General features: G+C 40.6%; 31 protein-coding genes, 1 tRNA gene and 1 pseudogene. 30 read left to right on the plus strand and 3 right to left on the minus strand.

The window, feature by feature from the left end; all coding sequences use genetic code 11:
* Positions 1-37: 37 nt before the first annotated feature.
* The 4 genes from DWZ61_RS05400 to DWZ61_RS20375 all read left to right on the plus strand — a co-directional run bounded on the left by DWZ61_RS05400 (position 38) and on the right by DWZ61_RS20375 (position 1741).
* Entirely contained in the window at positions 38-301 is a 264-nt protein-coding gene (locus DWZ61_RS05400; RefSeq protein WP_118537716.1) for a hypothetical protein, read from the plus strand.
* Positions 302-322: 21 nt separating this feature from the next.
* Positions 323-550, plus strand: coding sequence for a hypothetical protein (locus tag DWZ61_RS05405; protein ID WP_118537717.1), 228 nt, complete (start codon positions 323-325; stop codon positions 548-550).
* 145 nt (positions 551-695) lie between these two features.
* Positions 696-959: a hypothetical protein gene (locus tag DWZ61_RS05410; RefSeq protein ID WP_118537718.1), complete on the plus strand. Its 264-nt coding sequence runs from the start codon at positions 696-698 to the stop codon at positions 957-959.
* A complete protein-coding gene (locus DWZ61_RS20375) occupies positions 956-1741 on the plus strand; it encodes a PocR ligand-binding domain-containing protein (RefSeq protein WP_147354687.1) in 786 nt (261 codons plus the stop codon). Before DWZ61_RS05410 ends, DWZ61_RS20375 begins: the two co-directional genes overlap by 4 nt.
* A 21-nt stretch (positions 1742-1762) precedes the next feature.
* Here DWZ61_RS20375 and DWZ61_RS19670 read toward each other — a convergent pair whose 3' ends face one another.
* Positions 1763-1927, minus strand: a complete 165-nt coding sequence (locus DWZ61_RS19670) for a hypothetical protein (protein WP_182427014.1) — start codon at positions 1925-1927, stop codon at positions 1763-1765.
* Between the two features lie 363 nt (positions 1928-2290).
* Here DWZ61_RS19670 and DWZ61_RS19675 point away from each other — a divergent pair, with 363 nt between their 5' ends.
* Entirely contained in the window at positions 2291-2467 is a 177-nt protein-coding gene (locus DWZ61_RS19675) for a hypothetical protein (RefSeq protein WP_182427015.1), read from the plus strand.
* 226 nt (positions 2468-2693) lie between these two features.
* On the opposite strand, the gene DWZ61_RS05420 is transcribed toward DWZ61_RS19675, so the two are convergent.
* Positions 2694-3950, minus strand: coding sequence for an RNA-guided endonuclease TnpB family protein (locus DWZ61_RS05420; RefSeq protein WP_118537720.1), 1257 nt, complete (start codon positions 3948-3950; stop codon positions 2694-2696).
* 12 nt (positions 3951-3962) lie between these two features.
* A complete protein-coding gene (gene tnpA / locus DWZ61_RS05425; RefSeq protein WP_118537741.1) occupies positions 3963-4379 on the minus strand; it encodes an IS200/IS605 family transposase in 417 nt (138 codons plus the stop codon).
* A 150-nt stretch (positions 4380-4529) separates the two neighbouring features.
* Between tnpA and DWZ61_RS19680 the strand changes: the two genes are divergently transcribed.
* The 25 genes and pseudogenes from DWZ61_RS19680 to DWZ61_RS20140 all read left to right on the plus strand — a co-directional run.
* Positions 4530-4697 carry a hypothetical protein gene (locus tag DWZ61_RS19680; protein ID WP_182427016.1) on the plus strand — a complete coding sequence of 56 codons (168 nt, stop codon included), beginning with the start codon at positions 4530-4532 and terminating at the stop codon, positions 4695-4697.
* Between the two features lie 11 nt (positions 4698-4708).
* On the plus strand, positions 4709-5254 hold the full coding sequence (locus DWZ61_RS05430) for a guanylate kinase (protein WP_118537721.1): 546 nt from the start codon (positions 4709-4711) through the stop codon (positions 5252-5254).
* Between the two features lie 15 nt (positions 5255-5269).
* Positions 5270-5563 carry a DUF6440 family protein gene (locus DWZ61_RS05435; RefSeq protein ID WP_118537722.1) on the plus strand — a complete coding sequence of 98 codons (294 nt, stop codon included), beginning with the start codon at positions 5270-5272 and terminating at the stop codon, positions 5561-5563.
* 116 nt (positions 5564-5679) lie between these two features.
* Complete coding sequence (locus tag DWZ61_RS05440; protein ID WP_118537723.1) at positions 5680-5994, plus strand: DUF6440 family protein; 315 nt, start codon at positions 5680-5682, stop codon at positions 5992-5994.
* Between the two features lie 104 nt (positions 5995-6098).
* Positions 6099-7289 carry an ATP-binding protein gene (locus tag DWZ61_RS05445; protein WP_118537724.1) on the plus strand — a complete coding sequence of 397 codons (1191 nt, stop codon included), beginning with the start codon at positions 6099-6101 and terminating at the stop codon, positions 7287-7289.
* A 94-nt stretch (positions 7290-7383) separates the two neighbouring features.
* On the plus strand, positions 7384-7923 hold the full coding sequence (nrdG, locus tag DWZ61_RS05450; protein ID WP_118537742.1) for an anaerobic ribonucleoside-triphosphate reductase activating protein: 540 nt from the start codon (positions 7384-7386) through the stop codon (positions 7921-7923).
* Positions 7916-8284 carry a hypothetical protein gene (locus DWZ61_RS05455; protein WP_118537725.1) on the plus strand — a complete coding sequence of 123 codons (369 nt, stop codon included), beginning with the start codon at positions 7916-7918 and terminating at the stop codon, positions 8282-8284. The genes nrdG and DWZ61_RS05455 overlap by 8 nt, the downstream gene beginning before the upstream one ends.
* 18 nt (positions 8285-8302) lie before the next feature.
* On the plus strand, positions 8303-8818 hold the full coding sequence (locus DWZ61_RS05460; protein ID WP_118537726.1) for a deoxyuridine 5'-triphosphate nucleotidohydrolase: 516 nt from the start codon (positions 8303-8305) through the stop codon (positions 8816-8818).
* Positions 8819-9059: 241 nt separating this feature from the next.
* Positions 9060-9728, plus strand: a complete 669-nt coding sequence (locus tag DWZ61_RS05465) for a hypothetical protein (RefSeq protein WP_118537727.1) — start codon at positions 9060-9062, stop codon at positions 9726-9728.
* Positions 9729-9815: 87 nt separating this feature from the next.
* Positions 9816-10076: a hypothetical protein gene (locus DWZ61_RS05470; protein ID WP_118537728.1), complete on the plus strand. Its 261-nt coding sequence runs from the start codon at positions 9816-9818 to the stop codon at positions 10074-10076.
* 81 nt (positions 10077-10157) lie between these two features.
* A complete protein-coding gene (locus DWZ61_RS20125; protein WP_118537729.1) occupies positions 10158-11510 on the plus strand; it encodes a transposase in 1353 nt (450 codons plus the stop codon).
* A gap of 606 nt (positions 11511-12116) precedes the next feature.
* Positions 12117-12386, plus strand: coding sequence for a type II toxin-antitoxin system Phd/YefM family antitoxin (locus tag DWZ61_RS05480; protein ID WP_118537730.1), 270 nt, complete (start codon positions 12117-12119; stop codon positions 12384-12386).
* A 178-nt stretch (positions 12387-12564) separates the two neighbouring features.
* Positions 12565-12960: a hypothetical protein gene (locus DWZ61_RS05485; protein WP_147354688.1), complete on the plus strand. Its 396-nt coding sequence runs from the start codon at positions 12565-12567 to the stop codon at positions 12958-12960.
* Positions 12957-13301, plus strand: coding sequence for an AbrB/MazE/SpoVT family DNA-binding domain-containing protein (locus DWZ61_RS05490; protein ID WP_118537732.1), 345 nt, complete (start codon positions 12957-12959; stop codon positions 13299-13301). The genes DWZ61_RS05485 and DWZ61_RS05490 overlap by 4 nt, the downstream gene beginning before the upstream one ends.
* Positions 13302-13312: 11 nt before the next feature.
* Positions 13313-13537: a hypothetical protein gene (locus DWZ61_RS05495; RefSeq protein ID WP_118537733.1), complete on the plus strand. Its 225-nt coding sequence runs from the start codon at positions 13313-13315 to the stop codon at positions 13535-13537.
* Between the two features lie 211 nt (positions 13538-13748).
* Positions 13749-14282 carry a hypothetical protein gene (locus DWZ61_RS05500; RefSeq protein ID WP_118537734.1) on the plus strand — a complete coding sequence of 178 codons (534 nt, stop codon included), beginning with the start codon at positions 13749-13751 and terminating at the stop codon, positions 14280-14282.
* 10 nt (positions 14283-14292) lie between these two features.
* Positions 14293-14814, plus strand: coding sequence for a hypothetical protein (locus tag DWZ61_RS05505; RefSeq protein WP_118537735.1), 522 nt, complete (start codon positions 14293-14295; stop codon positions 14812-14814).
* Between the two features lie 16 nt (positions 14815-14830).
* Positions 14831-15808, plus strand: coding sequence for a Holliday junction branch migration DNA helicase RuvB (gene ruvB, locus DWZ61_RS05510; RefSeq protein WP_118537736.1), 978 nt, complete (start codon positions 14831-14833; stop codon positions 15806-15808).
* Positions 15809-16140: 332 nt separating this feature from the next.
* Positions 16141-16491, plus strand: a complete 351-nt coding sequence (locus DWZ61_RS05515) for a hypothetical protein (protein ID WP_147354689.1) — start codon at positions 16141-16143, stop codon at positions 16489-16491.
* Positions 16492-16505: 14 nt separating this feature from the next.
* A complete protein-coding gene (locus tag DWZ61_RS05520; RefSeq protein WP_182427017.1) occupies positions 16506-17147 on the plus strand; it encodes a hypothetical protein in 642 nt (213 codons plus the stop codon).
* Between the two features lie 87 nt (positions 17148-17234).
* Positions 17235-19232, plus strand: coding sequence for a DEAD/DEAH box helicase (locus tag DWZ61_RS05525; protein ID WP_118537739.1), 1998 nt, complete (start codon positions 17235-17237; stop codon positions 19230-19232).
* Between the two features lie 294 nt (positions 19233-19526).
* Positions 19527-19808: pseudogene (locus DWZ61_RS05530) on the plus strand (HU family DNA-binding protein); the annotation flags it as partial.
* Positions 19809-19869: 61 nt separating this feature from the next.
* Positions 19870-19943, plus strand: a tRNA-Ile gene (locus tag DWZ61_RS05535).
* A 334-nt stretch (positions 19944-20277) separates the two neighbouring features.
* A complete protein-coding gene (locus DWZ61_RS20135; protein ID WP_347475417.1) occupies positions 20278-20571 on the plus strand; it encodes a helix-turn-helix domain-containing protein in 294 nt (97 codons plus the stop codon).
* Positions 20480-21061 (plus strand): transposase (locus DWZ61_RS20140; RefSeq protein ID WP_347475418.1); only part of this gene is annotated, 582 nt, incomplete at its 3' end. The genes DWZ61_RS20135 and DWZ61_RS20140, both read left to right, overlap by 92 nt.

Here is a 21061-nt window from a genome sequence, read left to right on the forward strand (position 1 = left end):
ATAATTTAAACTAACGATTTAAGGAGAAACAGAATATATGGTCAGAAGTGTAGATACATTCTTCATAAACGGAGAAAGCTTTATTAATTATTGCTCAGATAATGACTTTAATTATACAATTTATATTGGACAAAAGTGTAAAGTTTTGAAAAATGGAAAGTGTTTTATAGGTACGCTGTATGAAGTAGACTCAAACAAAAATACATTCTCGATAAAACAAAATAATGAAGAAATAATAGAAATAAATTGTGCTGATGTAGAAGAGATTTTCAGCGAAGAGGAAATTGGAAGGGTAAATTAGAATTTGGTGGAGGTAGAAGCTATGATGCTTACAGTAACATGTAATGATTGCGGAAAAATGTTTTCTATACGAGGTTGGATTGAAAAAGAAGATTTAAAAAATACACCTTATGAAAATGTAATGAATACAATCACTGATGAACAGTTGACGGAGTTATACAGAAATGGAATGGTCAAAGACGAAATGGATAAGTTTGAGGAAAATCCTATTTGTCCAGAGTGCGGTTCTAAAAATGTCGTTTGGCAATAAACTGAATTCCAAAACACTGAAAAAATAACTTAATATAAGGTTAACCGTCATCGAATTAAATCGATGGCGGTTTTTCTATGCAGAAAAAGCGAATTTCTTCCGAATCTGTCATAATAATAGTATAATTGTAAAGGCAAAAGAAAGAATGACAAACAATCTATATAAAGGCGACGAAGCGTACTGCAGACTTGCTTCCGCAATCATTGAGGCAGCGATTTTCGATTATAAACAGGAGCTTGTCCGCTACGGAAAACTAATATACAGCCAGTCTCCGAGAATCAAAGAACTGAACAGATTTTTCTCGGGACAGTGGTTTGAAGCGCTTGTCTGTCTGGCAAGCAGAAACACCATGGAAATAGACGGAGAATCCTTATTAAAAGCAATAGAAAGGAATTTGGAGAGAAAATGATGGAAACAGTAAAAATTCAGGATTTTTGTGACATGAAACAGTTTGAAATTATAATGAAAAACTGGGCAATGAGCACGGGCCTTGCGACAGTCGCCGTAGGGGCCGACGGAAAGTATATTTCTGAATGCTACAATTTCACGGATTTCTGTATCAATCTGACAAGAGGCTGCGAAGAAGGCAAGAAAAGATGTGAACATTGTGACGCTACCGGAAAAGGTGTCTATTACTGCCACGCAGGGCTCGTTGATTTTGGCATTCCTATTACGCTCGACGACGGGACAGTACTCGGGAGTATCATCGGCGGACAGGTTTTGCCGGAATCACCGGATGACGAAAAATTCCGCGCAACGGCAAGGGAACTCGGGATCAATGAAGAAAAATATATCCAGGCACTCCATAAGGTAAATGTCCGGACAAAAGACCAGATCGACGCATCGGCGGAGCTTCTCGGACTGGTCATTAACAATTTTGTCCGGAGCGCATATAATAAGGCGAAAAATGATTCGTTGATCCATAAACTCGAGGAAGGTATTGAAAAAGCTACAAAAGACGTAGAAGATATCGCAGAAATGACAAAACAGATCAGCGGATATTCCAGGCGGCAAAATATCCTTTCCCTGAATGCATCTATTGAAGCAGCAAGAGCTGGAGAGGCCGGAAAAGGATTCGCAGTCGTAGCACAGGAAGTGAAAAAGCTGGCAGCAGATATGAGGACTTCCAGCGAGCGTATTAATGTCAGTATCGGAAAACTGCAGGATACATTTGAGGAAATCGCAAAATAGAGGATACAAAAACGGCAGCCATTAAGACTGCTGTTTTTCTTTTTCTATCTGTTCCTGTAAATATTCCTGATACTGGTCCATTTGGCCAATTTCGTTCTGAAGAGCACATCCGTGGATTCCCATAACAACTGAAACGCATAAAAGTAATATTGATAACATAACCATAAGTTTTTCTTTTTTGTTCATAATGCCTACCTTCACGATTTAGAATTATAGACCTATTCATAATATCACACATCAATTCATTTGGCAAACTTTCCCATACATTTTTCTTTCATAATAGTGATGATTAAGATATCTGGAGACCTTTTTACGGGGTTAAGATAAAAATCCCGTTTTATATTATAGATTTTTTCTTTATTACCCTCGTTTTAGACGAGGTTGATCTTATATATAATAACTTACATCCGAGAGGATGGCAAACGTCTGTTGGCTACCTCTCAAATGAGGTGGTTATATATTGGAGGATTAAAATATGTGTGAATTTGTATGTCTGGTATGTGTCGTTATTTTTGCAGTGGCTTATACTGCTGAAAGAAGGAGACTGGGATGCTAAAAGGATTATTTTCCCTGCAACCAGAATGGTTGATCCGAGAAATAAAAAATCATGAGAAACAGCTCGCCGCTATTGACAGGCGCTGCGAATGTCTATCAGATAAAAATTATGAAAAAAACGCCGGCAGTATGCCGCATGCTCGAGGACTTGAAAATTTCCGCTTCGTTTGAAATGGAAATGATAATGGAAATCGACGAGGCGCTGTCTGGACAATTAGCCTGCGCGTAAAATCATCGTGCAGGACGCATCAAGATTAAAAGGGAGAGCGGATTTTATTCGCCCTCTTTTTTGTTGTCTTTATATCTTGTGAACTACTCGGTAATTGAATTGCCGAGCATCTGACATGCGTTTCTTTCGAAACGTAGATTCAGGGTGCGTCCATGACACCGCTACTGCTTAAACAGCTACTTTTAATACATACGGTATTTTGATATTGAAAGGATCCGGAATGAGAGCCGGATCCTTTTCCTGTAAATGAAGCCTCAGAATATTATAGGCTCCCACACAGTCGGTGTTCCAGCTGTAATCTCCATCCTGGTACAGACCGCGATGGCGTCGGCTGGATTTTACGGCATACTGTTTTGAGACCTCCGGCTGCAGTGGACTTACCTGGCTGGAATAACTTTCTTTCTGTTTAATAAGGGTGATTCCTTTCATGGAAAATTTATATTCCAGCAGCTGATAGATCTTGCGGTAAGGCAGGGCGTGCAGCTTCTGGTTAGTGACGCTGCCAAAATTCTTACCCCTGCGGATATTTGTAATGTCCCCGATAACAACAGTATGGATATCCTGTGCTTCGCAGTATGATACAATCGCTCTTGTGGCCTTATGCAGATAATCGCGGACAGAACTTTTCTTCGATCTCTGAAGGGCAGAGATGTGTTTTGAAGACTTTGGATATTTGACACCATTACGGCTTTGTTGCATCGACCACTGTGACTGCACGCGGGCGATCTCTTTATCGAACCTACGGCAGATGGAAAGATATCTGCGCCCTGCAATGAAGGTCTCCCCGGTGGCAGAATCATAGCAGGTCAGGAGATTATGGATACCGGGATCAATAGAAAGATACCGCCCGTTGTCGGGCATGATCGCGGTATCCGGAATTTCATATACTACGATAACTTCGCATTTGTCTTTGACGGAAGGATATATAACGATCTGCTTGATCGTATCCATGTTCTTAAAAATGCTGTTTTTAAGAAAAAGATAGTTGTCATGGATATTATAAGCAGAGCGTAAGTATTCCTTCATCTGTCTTGCAATGGACAAACGTATAGTGTCGGATCCGGATTCGTGGACAATTCCCATCTGCTGCAGAGTAACAGACATCGGCTTCTGCTTGAAGCGGGGTGGTCTGGGATTAAGAATGCCTTGAGTCTTCTGAAGCTTATAAAAAGACTTCCACGCACCATCCAGGAGTTTGCAGACTTCCTGTGAAGTCTGTGCGGGGAGCTGCTTAAACCAGAAATTATCCTTATGAACCTTTTTCTGATAATACCAGTCAGGATACTGCGCCAGTCCGAGGGTTTTATAATTTCGACGTTCATAATTACAGGCATTCCAGAGCTTGCTAGCTGCATAGCACATATGGCCGACGATGTTAGACTGCGCATTATTCAGTTCAACTGTAGTCTTATGTGACAGCAGCATAAAATTTCCTCCTTAATAAGATTTGCTCTGATGCTCGATGTAACGTCTGATATTCTCCTCAGACACAGAACCGATCGTCTCACAGTAATAGGAATGGTTCCATAATTCACCCTTCCAGATCTTTGCTTTGATCTCCGGAAACTGTTCAAAAAGCTTGCGTCCGGTGATCCCCTTCAGGTACTTCACGATCAGGGTGACGGACAATTTTGGCGGTGCGGTAATGAAACAGTGAACATGATCGCATTCGCCGCATTCAAACAGCTGCACGGTAAAGCCTTTCTCTGCTGCGATCTGCTGAACAAGTTCCCTGAGATAAGCCTCGACTTCGGCAGTCAGAATCTTGCGCCGGTACTTGACAGACCATACCACATGGTAATTGATGTTACATACAGATGTACGGTAAAATATAAGATTTTCTTTCATACATATAGTATACCATAAAATCAAAAAGAAAGCAACTCCTTGATGGAGTTGCTGGCGCTTTCATCTCGGCAATTGAATAGCCGAGGATTCCCGCTTAATGTCATAAAAATCTGTCATATTAATAGTGTGAAATAGAGACAGAAGGGAGAAAAATGCATGGACAAAATCATTATTGTATTACTTATTATAATTCTTATTGGTATCGCGGCTGTTTTATATGCCTGCTGTTGTATGAGTGGCAAGATCGACAGGCTCACCGAACTGGAAGATACCGAAGCAGAGTTAGAAAAGTTAAAGAAAGAAAAATATTATGAAGACAACTAGGAGGAAAGAAAGTGAAAATTATTATTATGGGAAAAAGTGCCGCCGGTAAGAATTATCTGGCACGCAAGATGAAAGAGCTAGGATTAACCCAGATCGTAACTGACACAACAAGAGCTATGCGCCCCGGAGAAAGAGATGGAGTGGATTATAATTTCGTTTCAGAAAAAGATTTTTTAAGGAACATCTCTGAATCCAAATACATGGAATATAAAAGCTATGAGACTATCAACGGAACCGTATATTACGGATCCCGGTCAACTGCTTTCGAAAATGGAGATTTTATTATCCTGACACCGTTCGGTGTAAAGGATATTGCACCGATTCTCGAATCCCGTAAAATTAAATATCAAACAATCCTTCTTGATGCCGACAAGGATCTCCGACTGCAGAGAAGTCTGAAAAGAGGAGATAAGGTAGAAGAAGTGTTGAGAAGATACGATAAAGATGAACGGGACTTCCGTAATGTCGAAGCGGCTATCTGTTTTAATACGACGGAGTGGACGGATCGGGAAGTAACGGCAGCAGCCGAGATGCTACGAGATTTGTGTCGAAAATAGAGAAAGGAAAAATCCATGAAAAAGGATAAATTCAGAACGTATGTAGCGATTTTAACCATCATTATTTGCGTAATTGGCATAATCGCCAATTTAATATATATGCCTAATCAGTTTTCCAAAAATAAAGATTTGGTTTTGGAAATTAGAGAGTCATTAAAGCATCAAACTTTCGCTACGAAAAAAGATGAATACAAAATCTGGGCTGATCCGGAAACAGGTGTAGAATATATAATCTACAATTATGGAGGTAGGCTGGTTATGACTGCGCGACTTAACGCCGACGGAAGTTTGTGTGTTACTGAAAAATAACTTATAGGGATTTTGGAAGCGACTATCTGCTTTAATACGACAATGTGGACAGATAGAGAAGTGGCGGCGGCAGCCGAAACGCTTAGGAAATTGATTCAAAAAAGGAGGAAATTAAATTGAAAAAGAAATTGATTATGACAATAATTGTTTTATTATTTGCGATTTTGCTAACTGGATGCAGTTCTGAAGAAGCTCAGAAAAATGCGGAAAGTTTTCAGTCAGGAATGAATAGTGTAATAAGAGATCCTTCAGTTGCCTTTTCGCAAGAGGCTGAAATTCAGACAACCGAGAACCAATTTATATTTGTTTGGACAGACCCTGATACAAAAATACAATATATTGTTTATCGGCAAAAAAGTGGATATGCCGGTTTTGGAGGAATTACGCCAAGGCTGAACGCAGACGGAAGCCTCTATATCTCTGAGGACTGATATTATTAGAACTTATAGGGATTTCAAGAGCGGTAAAGAGCGGAATTTTGTTGACATAACCGTATATATATGAGAAAATGCAAATAGAAAGGAGAATGTACGAGATGTCATCTTTCAAAATTAACCCATACCGGCCTGGCGCTGGAACAAACCCTGCGTATCTTGCTGGCAGAGAAAACGAACTAGATATGGCAGAGACGACTTTCCAAGCATTGCGTCTACAAATTCCGGTGCAATCTATTATTTACACCGGCTTGCGCGGCGTAGGCAAGACTGTTCTTCTGAATCAGATGGAAGAACTGGCAAAAAAGGAAAGTATTGAGTGCCGACATATAGAAGTCGAAAACAGGAATGATTTCATTTCGCAGATCATCACCTGCTGCCAGGTATTCCTTAGAAGTATCAGCACCGGAGAGCGCATGAAACAGACAATTTCCAAAGCTGTTGATGCCTTGAAATCGCTGGCTGTTTCTTTCTCACCGGAAAGCAGCACTTTTTCTCTATCTATGCAGGAACAGGAATTGTATAAAACAACTAACCTGACGCAAAGCCTCACAGATGTATTCATTTCTGTAGGAGAAGCAGCCAGAGATGCAAATAAACCAATTTGTTTTTTCATTGACGAAATGCAATACATGAAAGGAAATGAACTAAGTTCCCTGATCGCTGCATTACATCGGGCAAATCAACTGAATTTACCGATCATGATCGTTGGCGCAGGTCTTCCAAAATTATACAAAATGCTCGCAGAAGAAAAAACATATACAGAAAGATTATTCCTGTATCACGAAATAGGTTCTCTTTCAGAAGAAGATGCAGCGAAAGCTATCACCGAACCCCTAAGGCGATTGGGTGTAAATTACAGCAAGGATGCCGTGAAGAAGATTTATGAAACCACAAAAGGGTATCCTTTCTTTATTCAGCAGCTTTGCAAAGAAGTTTACAGTCTGTCTGAGGGAAAACTTATCGAGGAAAAAGATGTTGAAAAAGGGATTACACAGTATTATTCTGTTTTGGATTCAGGATTCTTTAAGAGCAGATACGAAAGATGTTCTGAGACAGATAAACACTTCATTTTTGCTATGGTTGCATGCGGAAGCCTCCCCTGCACCATTGCAAATGTAGCAAAAAATCTCGGAAAAGCAGTAACTTCTATTTCGACTACGAGAGCCCAATTAATTAGTAAGGGAATTATTTATTCGGCAAAATACAGTGAATTGGATTTTACTGTTCCTGATTTTGATGGCTTTATCCGACGCAATCCGGAATACGACGATTGGCTGAAAAACAAATAACGACATTTAAGAAGAGCGTCTTATGGACGCTCTTTTTGTATACGGTTTTTCTATCATAATAATAGAAGCCAAAGAAAACGAGGAGGAAAAACAAATGAAGTATCATAATATCACAAAAGACGATATGAAAAACGGAGACGGTCTGAGAGTGGTTCTCTGGCTTGCCGGCTGTGAACATCATTGTCCGGGCTGCCAGAATCCGATCACATGGGATCCCGACGACGGCCTCGAATTCGATGAAGTAGCCAAAAAGGAAATTTTTAACCAGCTGGACAAAGATTATATTTCCGGAATCACATTTTCCGGTGGCGATCCGTTACATCCGGCAAACGTAAACGGAGTTCTCGAACTAATCGAGGAAATCAAACAAAAATACCCTGATAAAACGATCTGGTTATATACCGGATACACATGGGAGCAGTTATTTGATTCCAATAACAAGCCATACAGCAAGCGTGGCGAAGTGGTTCGAAACGTAGATGTGGTTGTTGACGGAAGATTTGTTCAGAGCTTACTGGATGTGAATTATCCGTGGGCCGGATCCAGAAATCAAAGAGTGATTCTGGTAAAAGAGACTCTGGAAGATAATGCCGGTCACATTCATCTTTGGAAACAGGAGGCGCAAAATGCATAAATATTTGGTTATTTTATACACTGGAAACGGATACGTGAGCATTACTTTTAAAACTCCAAATGCTCTTATATCCGAACAAGATGTCGAAAACGCACAACTTGCAGCAAAGAAAGCCTGCAAATTGGATGAAAAGCCGATGGCCATAAATTGGATTCCTATGTCTTCGGAAGAAGAACAGACGCATGAACAGGGCGAGATTGATTCCGGAACCGTTCGTCATTTCGATGATCTCGGAAGAATCAACATTCCCAGAGAAGTTTTCGAACAGGCATTTGGAAAAAATATCGCCAAGATGTGTGGCGCTTCGATGAAAATTTCATACAAGAAGGACGGAACCATCATTCTCCGTCCGATATCATAATAAAAGGAGAAAACACCAATGCTGAGAGTAGCAGAATTTTTCAAAGTATCACCGAAACAGTTCATGGAGAGCATCCGTGATGTAAAACCTTCGCTCAATGATAGCGAAATCTTAGATATGCATAATCATGTGTTGAAGTTGCCGGAAAGAGCAACAAAGGGCAGCGCAGGATATGACTTTGTTACACCGTTCGACATCACGCTTTCCCCGGGACAAACAGCAAAAATTCCCACAGGTATCCGTGCAAAAATGGAGCCCGGATGGGTATTGATGATTTTCCCCAGAAGTGGACTCGGGTTTAAATACCGTCTGCAGTTAAATAACACCGTAGGAATCATCGATGAGGATTATTTCTATTCGGACAACGAAGGACATATTTTCATCAAGATCACCAACGATTCCAATGAAGGAAAAATGCTGCAGCTCAAGGCAGGAGAGGTGTTCGCCCAGGGCATTTTCGTTCCGTTCGGTATTACCATGGACGATGAATGCGATGGGGTCAGAAACGGCGGCTTTGGAAGTACTTCAAAATAATTGTCGAAAATATTCGATGATTATAATTTGAATTTGATATTTTTATATCCTACAATTAAGCAGGGGATTCTTTATAAGCGAGAGTTCGCAGAAATGCGGCTCTCGCTTTTTTTATAAAATGTATCAGTCACACACCAATGAAGACGGAAGTCTTGAAAAATAATTTCTGTGCAGAAATAGTTCCTTTGTCTGAAATCTTTCATATTAATGGTAGAAGCAAAAACAACAAAGGAGTTTGAATATGGGTAAAAGTAAAAAGAGTTTTTGGAAGCAGATGTACTTATCGAATGGATGGGCAATAGACAAAGTTGTTGTGCCGGCTGTTGGGATTCTTTTCTTTTTTGCAATCGGATTTCTTGCAAATGTTATTTTGGAAATACCGGAATCTATTAAAACAGACGAAGGCGCTTCGTACTATGCAAATCTGATCGTGTGGTATTTTGCAAGCGGCTTCAGCACGACAGGGTTAATTGTTGCATTTTGCATGTTTGTGTACTATGTACCATATGCGGCCGTAAGCAAAACGCTCGCCGTTGCCAGATATTGCAAACTGCCTCTTTCAAGAGAAGAGCTGATTGCTGCAAAAAACAGCAATATTTTCACAGACGCCAGCTCTTATTTTGCTTATATCAGAAAGAAGTTGGAATATTGCCATGGAAAAAGAAGTCTTTCCCTAACTGACGATGAAATCGAAGAGGCCATAAGAGTAAGCGTAGAAGTGTTTGATTTACAACAGGATGATATTGTTCACGTAAATGATAAATTTTATGCGCGCATCACATTGAGAAATGCCAAAGAATGTAATATGGAATGCAGTAATCAATTATATAAAGGCGAAATTATCAGAAAATTTTTCTGGGTTATTCGACCGGATGGCACTTTATATGATCCGCTAAAACAACAGGAGTAAAATGGAAGCAAAAACAATCAAAACCAAAAATACAGAAATGTAAAAATCAGCTGGAGAAACAAAGCAGAATATAAGCGCTGGATCGGAATGCTGCAGCATGTCTGCGAAAACTGGAAAGAAGAAAACGCAGAAATCGCGAAACTGTCGGACATTTTTATTTCCAAGGCAAAAGAGGGCAGTAGTACCGGAGAATATGTGGTGTGTTTATATACGGCGCATTTGGTGGAAATCACTAAATTCTTCTTCGTTTTCGCCGGAATCAGCGATATCCAGGAAAAGATGATAAATGATTTTCGCGCGCAAAATCCAGATCGACGAAGTCGCTCGGGGATAGCGCGAATTGTCTGAAATTTAATTTTTGTGCAGGAAAATTCACCATGCCAGGATTAATGTTATACTATATCTATCAACCAGAAAGGAGGACGTTCCATGAAAATCAATACCTGCTATACCGTGGATATCAAATCACAGTATATCTTCAAAGACGGGCAGGCTGTAGGAATCAGGCGTGTTGACGAAGCCGTTATGAAAGCCACACGCACGGCCTGTCTCGATGCATTGAAATTCTGTGTGAATGCCTTCCTTTCGGATTGGGACTCACTGGAAGAATTAAGCTGCCTGATGCGTAAGCGCAGGGGCGATCTGCTGATCCACTCCACAAAGAATAATATTGCCGCGTATCAGGGGTTTGACGAAAGCTTTCCGTACCTGCCAAGCTACATGCGCCGTGCCATCGTTGCAGATGCACTTGGTATCGTAAGTTCCTATGTTTCCAACCACAGGAACTGGGAGAGACTGTCTGTATTTGAAAGAGGTTCAGAGCCAAAAGTGGGATATCCCACGGCCTACGAGCTTACTTTTTATGACCAGGACCGGATATTGAATCTTTCGGAAGGCTCGGTCGGACTGAAGTTATACAGCGGCAAGGAATGGAAATGGTATTACTTCCGTATCGGTGAACCCGATGCCCGGTATATCGCAAAGATGGCAGCTTCCCGGAAACTGCTGTCTCCGGTGGTGGAGAAATCCAAAGGCCGCTACCGCATCCGGTTCTGTTTTGAAGAAAGCCGGAAACTTATCCAGAACGAAGATCCTTTCGTCTATACCGTACTTGCTGTTGATCTCGGTATCAATGCACCTGCATCCTGGTGCGTCATGACAGCAGAAGGTTCTGTCCACGCAAGGGGAGTGATCCGCCTTGTCGGTGATGAAGACCGCCTGCGTCATGCCATTAACAGAAAGCGGATGTATCAGCAGGCCGGCAAGAAGAGTCATTCCATTTACAGGAGACTGAAGCACGCCAATGAGCTGCTTGCCATTAACACTGCCCGGGAGATCATTAAAACTGCAGTCCTCTACGATGTGGACTGCATAGTATTTGAACATCTTGACCTCAAAGGAAGTAAGGTGGGCCGCAGGATGAAAGAACGCCTGCATCTTTGGTGTGCGGATAACATACAGGATCGTGTGGAGCTGCATGCCCACCGGAACGGAATGCGCATCTCAAGAGTCTGTGCCTGGGGAACCTCAATGCTTGCTTTTGACGGAACCGGCCGGGTACAGAGAGGCATGGACGCCGGTCTTGGTTCCTACAGCGTATGCAGGTTCCAGACTGGTAAAATTTACAATTGCGATCTGAATGCTTCTTATAACATCGGAGCCCGTTATTTTCTCCGGGAATACAAAAAGCTGCCGGGATGCCCGGAGTTACCGAAAACTTCAAGGTGCATCCTGGCAGATTTAAGAAACCTTATGTCAGCTTATCCGGCTCTTGCGGCCTGATGAGCCATTAAAAATCCGTTCCGTATAGCCTTACGGTAACGGAACGGTGTCACGGAAAAGGCAAAAGTTCCTGTCCGTGGCTGCGATGCACCAGCACCTGCCCGCTGTTGATCCGGATGCGGCAGCTGCTTCCTTGGAAGCAGCCTGCTGAGTCTGGACTGTATCAGCGGGCAATGGAACTCCCGATCCTAAAGAAAGGGAAGCTCCGGATCGACACAAGTCGCTCGGAGAGGCATCACGCTTAGAGCAATACACAAATTTAACTATCAAGTGAAGAAAGAAAAGAAATTAATTAAGTTATAACAAAACGCCGGCTGCAATGCTGGTGTTTTTGTGCAAAAAATTCAGTAGCTATAATCTTTCATAATAATATTGTTCAGAATAAGAAAAGAAGGAGAAAAATGAATGGAGGCAAAGCTTCTTTGTATCGGGAAAGAAAAAAATAGCGGCACTTACATCAGTCGATATGCCAGAAGATGCGATCGTTATCTGCCCCAATCCCAAACCAATACCTAAATTAGTTCCGATGTCTCAGAATACGGAAGAATATTTCAAACCAGTTGCACGAAACGCTATACCAAAACATTATATGAGAGGAGCAAAAAAATGAAAACAATCAATGTAACCAATGCGCGTAAAACAATATACTCTCTGCTCAAGGAAGTTAGTGATCATCATTCCCCAATATTAATAACTGGGAAACATAACAATGCTGTTCTTGTTTCCGAAGAAGAATGGAATTCCATCCAGGAAACTTTGTTTCTATCTCAAAATCAGAACATATCAAATTCTATCGTTGCCGGAGCAAAAGAGCCATTATCGGAATGCACGCCAGAAGAACTGATTACATATAATACAAATTACTCTGACTTATAGAAGTCGGGGATTTCTTGCTCGCGGCTTGTTAAAATAGAAATTTTTCAATTAATATTCTTTTATAATAATGATATCTAAAAAAGAAATAAGGAGAAAAATAGTTAATTTCGAAAGGAGGTAAGCGGGACGAATTACTTTCAGTCCAAGCTAAGGATTGACGGGCGTCCCATTTTGAAAAATGAGAATGATTTCAGTAAGTAAAAATCAGGAAAATCTCAATTATGCGATCTATATGATTGGAGGAAGTTATTTTAAGAAAGCCAGCTGCAGCAATACGCGTCTGGAAACAAGGCTTCGCGTACAATATATGGAGCAGAAGCAGGAAAAACAAGCAGCCTTGGAAGAAAAATGTATTAAATACTTCGAGGAAAAGCTGTTGAAAAACAAAGCATTGGACGATGTCTGGAAGCAGAGCGTGGACTGTGAATTTACGGCACATGGCATACGTTTCCTTGGAACAGAATACGCATTATGTGTGACGGCGGAAGCCAAGGGAAAAGAGGTTAAATTTTTCTGCCAGTTGTTCAAGAAGAACTTATGGATTGTAAATATATTCAAAAAGGAGAATAAATGAACAAAGTAGTATTCGTAAGAGAAATCGATGACCTTGGAAGAATAGTGATCCCGAGAGAATATCGAAACAGACTCTTTGGAGAGCATAATTCAGAAGGGAAGAAAATGGAAATATTCCTTGAAAAAGACGGTTCTTTGACATTGAGACCCTATAAAACAGAACCGGATATAAGGGAAAAAGTAACAGAATATATCAATGAACTCGATACCGAAATAATGAGAATCACTAACGACTTACTAAAGGAAAACAACTCAGACGACAATGCTAAACTGGAAGCTAGATTAGATACAATCGTTGATGTAAAAAACGATTTGCTAAGTCGTCTTAGCGAAAGAGAATAAGGAGAATTGCTATGAGTAGAAAAGAAGAATTTCTGGAGGTTAAAAGACTCGGTGAACGCATCGGTTACGGAAACTTGATGGATATCGCAAGCGCACTTATGAGCATGAAACCCGACGGAATTGAAATCGAGCATGTACCTACAGTTTTACCTTGCATTAAGAAGGAAGAAAGAGCAGCTATTAAGCAGCAGATTCTGCAAAGAGTAGAGGAAATTAGGGCTTGCGGAATTAACTAATCTCTGCAGAAATTTGCATATCAGACTTACATATGTTATCATAGCTGTATATAAGGGCTACGATAGCCGTCATGGAACAAGTCTCTACGATAGATCATCCAACAAAAAGCTGACCATTTGGTCGGCTTTTATTTTTTCTGTGCAGAAAACCCCGAAAATTCAGAAATCTGTCATAATAGTATTGAAAATATAAATATGCGGAGGTAAAACCATGAAAAATATTCAGTTAGAATATGATCAGAAATTGTGTAAAGAAAAACTGGAGAAGCAGTCAGAAATAAGAAAGAAAGTTGCAAAATTTTTCGCCATTTATTTTATACTCGGGATATTGATTATTATAGTCACGCCATTGCTGACCGCTTTCGCGCATGCCATCATATCCGGCGTAAAAAGCGTCGATGAGACCTGGTTTTTGATCGGGTTCTGGTTCATCGCATTCCCCCTATTTTTCTTAATGCAGATTATTTACGTTTTTTGCATTTTACCGGCACAAGAAAAACTGATAGAAGAAGACGATTTTGTTTTCGACATTCAATTGTTTACTGAAATTAAGGATAATACCAAATTTGCAGTCACAGAAGACGGAGACTGGCTGATATGGATAAAATTCAAAGGTGAAGAAGGCTGGATATTCTTAAAAGAACTGCTCGATTACTTTGAAATTGGAAATAATATTCCCGAAAAATGGGACACAATGACCATTCAGGTAAATACCGACGCAAAAACCACAGCTATTTTCTCATAAAGGATTTAAAATGAAAAGAATGCAATTGGAATATAACCTAGATACACGAAGCAAGAAAAACAAAAAATCAGCAAGACAAAGATTTTTACAAAAAATATGCGTAGTTATTTGTGGAACTGGTGTATATTTTTTGCTTCTGTCCGCTATTCTCTTCACTTATGTTATCATAGGCAAATTTGCGAAAAATACTATCTTTTTCGATGCGATGTTTGTGCTCAGTGCAACGTTTATGATATTCAATAAGGATTCAATAATTTTTAAAATAGAAAGGCTCTCCGAAAGAAAAAGAATTGAAGACAGAAATTTGATATACATTTCGGAAATTGAAAAAATCAGAAAAAATGCACAATTTGCAAGAACAGAATATGGAGAATGGCTTATTTATACTCAAATAGACAACGAAGAAAAATGGATGCCTCTGAAAAAATTTTTCGATTATTATAGGATATATTACGATGATATTCCGGATGAATGGAACTCATTAACACTAAAGTTCTACAATGACGCAAGGGGCACCGCTTATTTCTCATAAAGGATTCAAAAAAAAAATGAAAAGAACAATCAAAACAGATATCACTTCAGAAGTAAAACATCAGGAAAAAGAGAACATTTCTATCCGTCCTCGCAATTTCAGCGAATATATCGGACAAAAACAGATCTTGGATAATCTGTCCGTGAGTATTGTTGCTGCCAAAAAGAGAGGAAAGGTACTGGATCATATCCTTTTAAGCGGACCGCCCGGACTCGGTAAGACTTCGCTTGCGTATGTGATTGCGGCGGAAACGGGATCAAAAATCAGAGCAACGAACGCCCCTGTCATCGAAAAGCCTCGCGACATGGCTTCGATACTGGCGACACTGGAAGAAGGTGATATTCTTTTTATCGACGAAATTCACCGTCTTCCCAGGCAGGTGGAAGAGATGTTGTATTCGGCCATGGAGGATTATAAGGTCGATATTCTGATCGGAACTGCAGAACAGATGAAAAGTATTACCATGGATCTGCCGCATTTTACCTTGATTGGTGCCACAACCAGGGAAGGTATGTTGACGAAGCCGTTATATGATCGTTTTCAGAATCATTATAAACTGGAAGCATATACGGAAGAGGATCTGTCAAAAATCATCCAGAATACGGCAGCAAAATACGATCTAAAAATAACCGATGAACTGTCATTAAAAATCGCGAAAGCATCCCGGCAAACTCCCCGAATTGCCAATAATCTTACCAAGAAGATCGCAGACTATTCGCTCGTACACGGGAAAATAACGGATAAAAGCCTGAAAGACGCATTTGATCTAATCGGTATTAACGAAGAAGGACTGACACTTTCCGATCAGAAGTATCTTGATCTGCTCGAAACCGCCGCACCAAAGCCGGTAGGGCTCAATACGATTGCAGCATGGCTTGGAGAATCCGAAGATACAATTCAGGATAAAATTGAACCATTTTTGATTCAGAAAGGATATGTGTTGAGGACCAGTAGCGGGAGAATACTAGCGAACGTAAATTTACAATTACCATAGCAGAAAGCCTCCCGTCTTTAGACTGTGAGGATGAATGCGTTTTTCTGTGCAGAAATCTGCACAGAACACAAAATCTGTCATAATAACTATGCATGAAATATCAAACGGGTTCGACAGGATCCGGCCGCGTGAAGCATTCATCGGAGTGTTTGCGGCGAAATTACGGTTAAGGCACGGCAGCTATAACAAACACTGTTCTGCGTAAATAAGATCCGTTTCCTGACCGTAAAGATCAGAAACCGGATCCGTTGTAAGAATCGTTAAGTAATGTTGTTATGTATTTGGAACCTGTCAGAATTAAGGAAACAAAGCAGTTAAAAGGTGAGTATAAGATGACATTGATAAATATAATATCTTATTTTTTATATATGGTTGCTTTCGTAATATTTCCTACATACACGGGATTTAGAGTAATTCATACACAAAAAAATTCAATAACAATAAATGCTACTTATTTGGGGAATAAAGAAATATTTTTAAGAGGAATACCCATGTATCAGCCTAAATTCAAATATGAATATCATGGGAAAGAATACGTAGCTTTATCGGGACAATGCATAGGAAATCAGAGCGAATTTATACAAAACGATCCATATACAATATATATAAATGTAAAATATCCATATGAATGCGCATTAGAAAAATTGGTGGCAGAATTGCTAATAATGCATTACCCATCATAATGAGTCTGATATTTTTGATCTGCGCAGGAATATTTTTCTTTCCGCATACGGACGAAGTTACTGTAACAGGATTTCATTGGGAACGGAATATTTCCATTGAAGATTACCGAACCGTCAGAGAAAGCGATTGGTCAGTACCGTCTGGTGGAAGAGTTTATTCTGAACAAACAGAACTAAAAGGATATGTTTCTGTTATTGATCATTACAAAACAGTAACTGAAACAAAATCCAGACAGGTTATTGATCATTATGAAACAAATTATACCTATTCCGATAATGGAAATGGTACTTTTACAGAACATTCCAGTCAGACACCGGTATATAAAACAGAATATTATGAAGAATCACATGAAGAACCGGTATATCGTCAGGATCCTTTATATGCCACTAAATACTATTATGAAATAGAAAGATGGTTAGATAGTGGAAAGGATTATCCTTCTTCTGGGAACGATCATGAGCCATATTGGAATACAGATTATACGCTGGCCGCCAATGAACGGGATACGGACCGGACAGAAAAATATGTAGTTATGTACGATAACGGTAAATCAGATAGCAAAACGCTGGATGACTGGCTATCGATACAGATCGGTGATAAGTATAAAAGAACGTATTGTTTATTGTTCACATATAAAACAGAGGAGCTGCGGTAGAATGCTATCGCAGTTTTTCTGTGCAGAAATTTCCGTTTTCGCACAAATCTGTCATAATAAAGGTAGGAAACTACGAAAGGAAAAACTATGCATAAAATCAATCTGACAACCGCTCAAAACAAAATATTGGAAAAGGCGAAAATCACATGTGCCGAGTATCTTATTCGTCAGATGCCGAACAGATACGACGACTGCAGGCAAGTTTGTTCTGTAGATTTCCCCAATGCGGACAAAGATATACCCGTCATCGGTGTTTTAACCAGCATTTCTTCAAAAACATCAACAAAAAAGCCGATGTGTGTAATGAAAATGGTGGACTATAACAGCAAATGGTCTTTTTCGGTTATTTTTTTCAATCAACCTTATTTACAAAAGAAGTATCAGGGTTGCATTGGACAAAATTTTTTTATTTATGGGCTTTTACAAAAAGATGCGCAATATGGCTTTCAATTCACGAACCCTACATATTTTACAACCGATTTGCAAAAGTATATGGGAATGAATCCTGTATACAAACAGAGAAAAGGAATTTCCGCAAGCACTTACTTAAGAGCAATAGATGAAGCGTTTAAAGAAGACTTAGTTGAGCCCTTAGATGATAATTTTAGATGCGCCCACAATCTTCCGTTAAGCAAAAATGCCGGCATGATGCTTCGATATCCAGTCACACCCGAAGCATTAAAATACGCCATGCAGTATTTTATGCTGGAGGATATGCTGTATTTTGCCGGTCATCTGCATAGAAGAAACAAAAACATTTCCAATACAAACAATCCGCTTATGTCTAAAAAGGATATACAGCAGAAAATAATCTCCGGACTTCCTTATACGTTAACGAAAGGACAAAATGATGTTGTAAATACACTCGGAAATAAAATGGCAGCAGGAGAAAACGTAAATGCTTTGATCCAGGGAGACGTTTCCTGTGGTAAGACAATCACGGCGTTTCTTTTACTTATTCAGGCAGCAGAAAACGGATACCAGGCGGCAATCATGGCTCCAACCGTAGTTTTGGCTTCACAGCATTATGACGAATTAACCAAATTGCTCGAAGGAACCGGCCTTACCTGCGCATTCTTAAATGGGTCGCTTAAGAAAAAGGAAAAAGACTCTATTTTGGACAAGCTCGCTTCCGGAGAAATTAATATTGTTGTCGGAACTCATTCTCTGACTGAGGACAGTGTTGTTTTTCGAAATCTCGGACTCATTGTAATTGACGAAGAACAGCGTTTCGGAGTCGAGAAACGTGAAAAGATGCGCACAAAAGCAATCTGTAACCCGGTATACGTTTCCATGTCGGCTACGCCGATCCCACGGACCATGGCCTCTGTTATCTATGGCAAAAACGTGGATCTCTTTACAATTCAAAGCATGCCAAATGGCAGAAAGCCTGTAAAGACAATGTATATGAAGGATCAGGCTATTCCGGGCATTCTTGTGAGAGAATTATTAGCAGGAAGACAAGCCTATGTTATCTGCCCACTGATCGAAGAGAATACCAACAGTGAACTCATGGCGGATTGCTTATCGGTCATGGAAACCAAAGATCATTATGACAGACTGCTTTATAATTTCGGTTTTCATTCCGAAGTCTTAACTGGAAAGATGTCCGAAAAGGAAATGCTGGCTGTACTGGACGACTTCAAAAATAACAAAATCCAGATACTGATCTCAACAACAGTAGTGGAAGTTGGTGTTAATAATCCCAACGCAACCGTTATTGTAATCCAGAACGCGGAACGATTCGGATTATCTTCCTTGCATCAGCTTCGTGGGCGTGTCCGGAGAGGCAGTTATGTGCCTTATTGTATCCTGCAGTCAAAAGATGCAAATAATGAAAGAATAGCTGCTATGTGCCAGACGGATAACGGTTTTGAACTTTCGAAGCTGGATCTGCAGATTCGAAAGACTGGAGACATTCTCGGAACCGTTCAATCCGGCAGTAACCGGTATATAGAATTGATGCAGAATTATCCCAACTCTTATAAGTATGCGGAAAAATTAGTGGAAGAATTAGATGAAAGAGGAGAACTGGATCAGTTTTTGAAAACAATGGATGAAATTAAAGGAACAGAAGTGTTCTAAATGGAAAATCTTTCATACTCAATGTTCGAACAAAAAATAATTTCTGTGCAGAAATTTCCATTATCAAAATTATCTGTCATAATAATAATGTAAGGAAAAAGAACCGGGAACAAAACGGTTTCCGGACATAAGCCAGAGTCGCTAGAGAAAAGAGTTTCGAAACGCGGATAGGAACTTCAAGTATCGAAAATTGGTTGCGACGAGTGTCATCGACGGGTGACATTAAGCCTGGGTGGTTCGAATCCGCCCTCTGGCACTTGCCATAAGGCATAATATCTTAAATCCAAAAGGAGATTAAACATGAACAAAGCAGAATTAATCGCAGCTATGTCTGAAGAGGCAGGATTAACTAAGAAGGACGCAGAAAAGGCACTGGACGCGTTTGTTTATACAGTCGGTGAATCTCTGGCGGCCGGCGACAAGGTTCAGCTGGTAGGCTTCGGTACTTTTGAGACCGCAAAGAGAGCAGCAAGAGAGGGTCGCAATCCTCAGACCGGCAAGACCGTCAAGATTGCAGCAAGCGTAGTCCCCAAGTTCAAGGCAGGCAAGGCACTGAAGGATATCGTAAATAAGTAAAAATAACATTAATCCAGGCAGGCGTTATAATACGCCAAAGAGCGGCTTAATAGTCGCTTTTGGGCCTTTAGCTCAGTTGGTTAGAGCATCCGGCTCATAACCGGACGGTCCAGGGTTCGAGTCCCTGAGGGCCCATCGATTTCTTTTTGCTCATTTGTCATAATTACTTTTTCAAATAACCACTTGCTCTGCGTTTGCGGCACCCGAGAGCAGCAAGTAGCATCGTATGCGGTGCGAAATAGTGGCGGGAATGCCTCCTTTCTTATGAATTGTGTGCATAGCTCAGTTGGTAGAGCACATGACTTTTAACAAGCCGCGAGCAAGAAATCCCCGACTTCTATAAGTGGTTGGATGAATTACAATCAGCGCGGCGCTGTCTTGATTTTGGCTACGAGCCGCAAACCTAATAAATAGACAATATCTTTCATAATAATTATGAAAGATATTTTACAGAAAGGTGACAGCTTCAATGAATCGCGCATATAAGTACCGTATCTATCCTACAACTGAACAATGCGTCCTGTTTGCGAAAACCTTTGGATGCTGCCGGAAGGTTTATAATCTTATGCTGTCTGATAAGATCGAGGGCTATAAGGCTACCGGCAAGTTTCCCGCCGTCACTCCTGCCAAATATAAGAAGGATTATCCGTACCTCAAGGAAGTAGACAGCCTTGCGCTCGCTAACAAACAGCTGGACCTGCAGGCGGCATTCCGTAACTGCTTCAGTAAGTCACGCAAGAAGAATACCGGTTTCCCCAAGTAGGTCCTATGCCACCAACAATCAAAAGGGCACCATCGCCATCATGGACGGTGGTTTTATTAAGTTACCCAAGGCCGGCAAAGTAAAAGCTGTCATTCATCGTATGCCCGGGGACGGTTGGGCCATTAAATCTGCCACGGTATCCCAGGAATCCGACGGAAAATATTATATCTCTGTCCTGTTTGAATTCGAAACTCCTGTAAATACCTATACTGCCGATAAAACCAACGCCATCGGGTTGGATTATGCTTCTGACGGGCTGTATGTGGACAGTAACGGCGATATCGGCACGAACCACAAGTTTTACCGCGAGAGCCACAGAAATCTTGCCAGGGCGCAGCGCAGGCTGTCACACATGCAGGGCTCCCATAAGAATGAAGTGAGATCCAATAATTACATAAAGCAGCTCCGTAAGATTAACCGGATCCACAGGTATATTGCCAATCAGCGTCTGGATAACCTGCATAAGATCTCTACCGGGATAGCCAACCGG

The organism is Clostridium sp. AF34-10BH, assembly GCF_003478095.1.
Taxonomy (GTDB): domain Bacteria; phylum Bacillota; class Clostridia; order Lachnospirales; family Lachnospiraceae; genus Acetatifactor; species Acetatifactor acetigignens.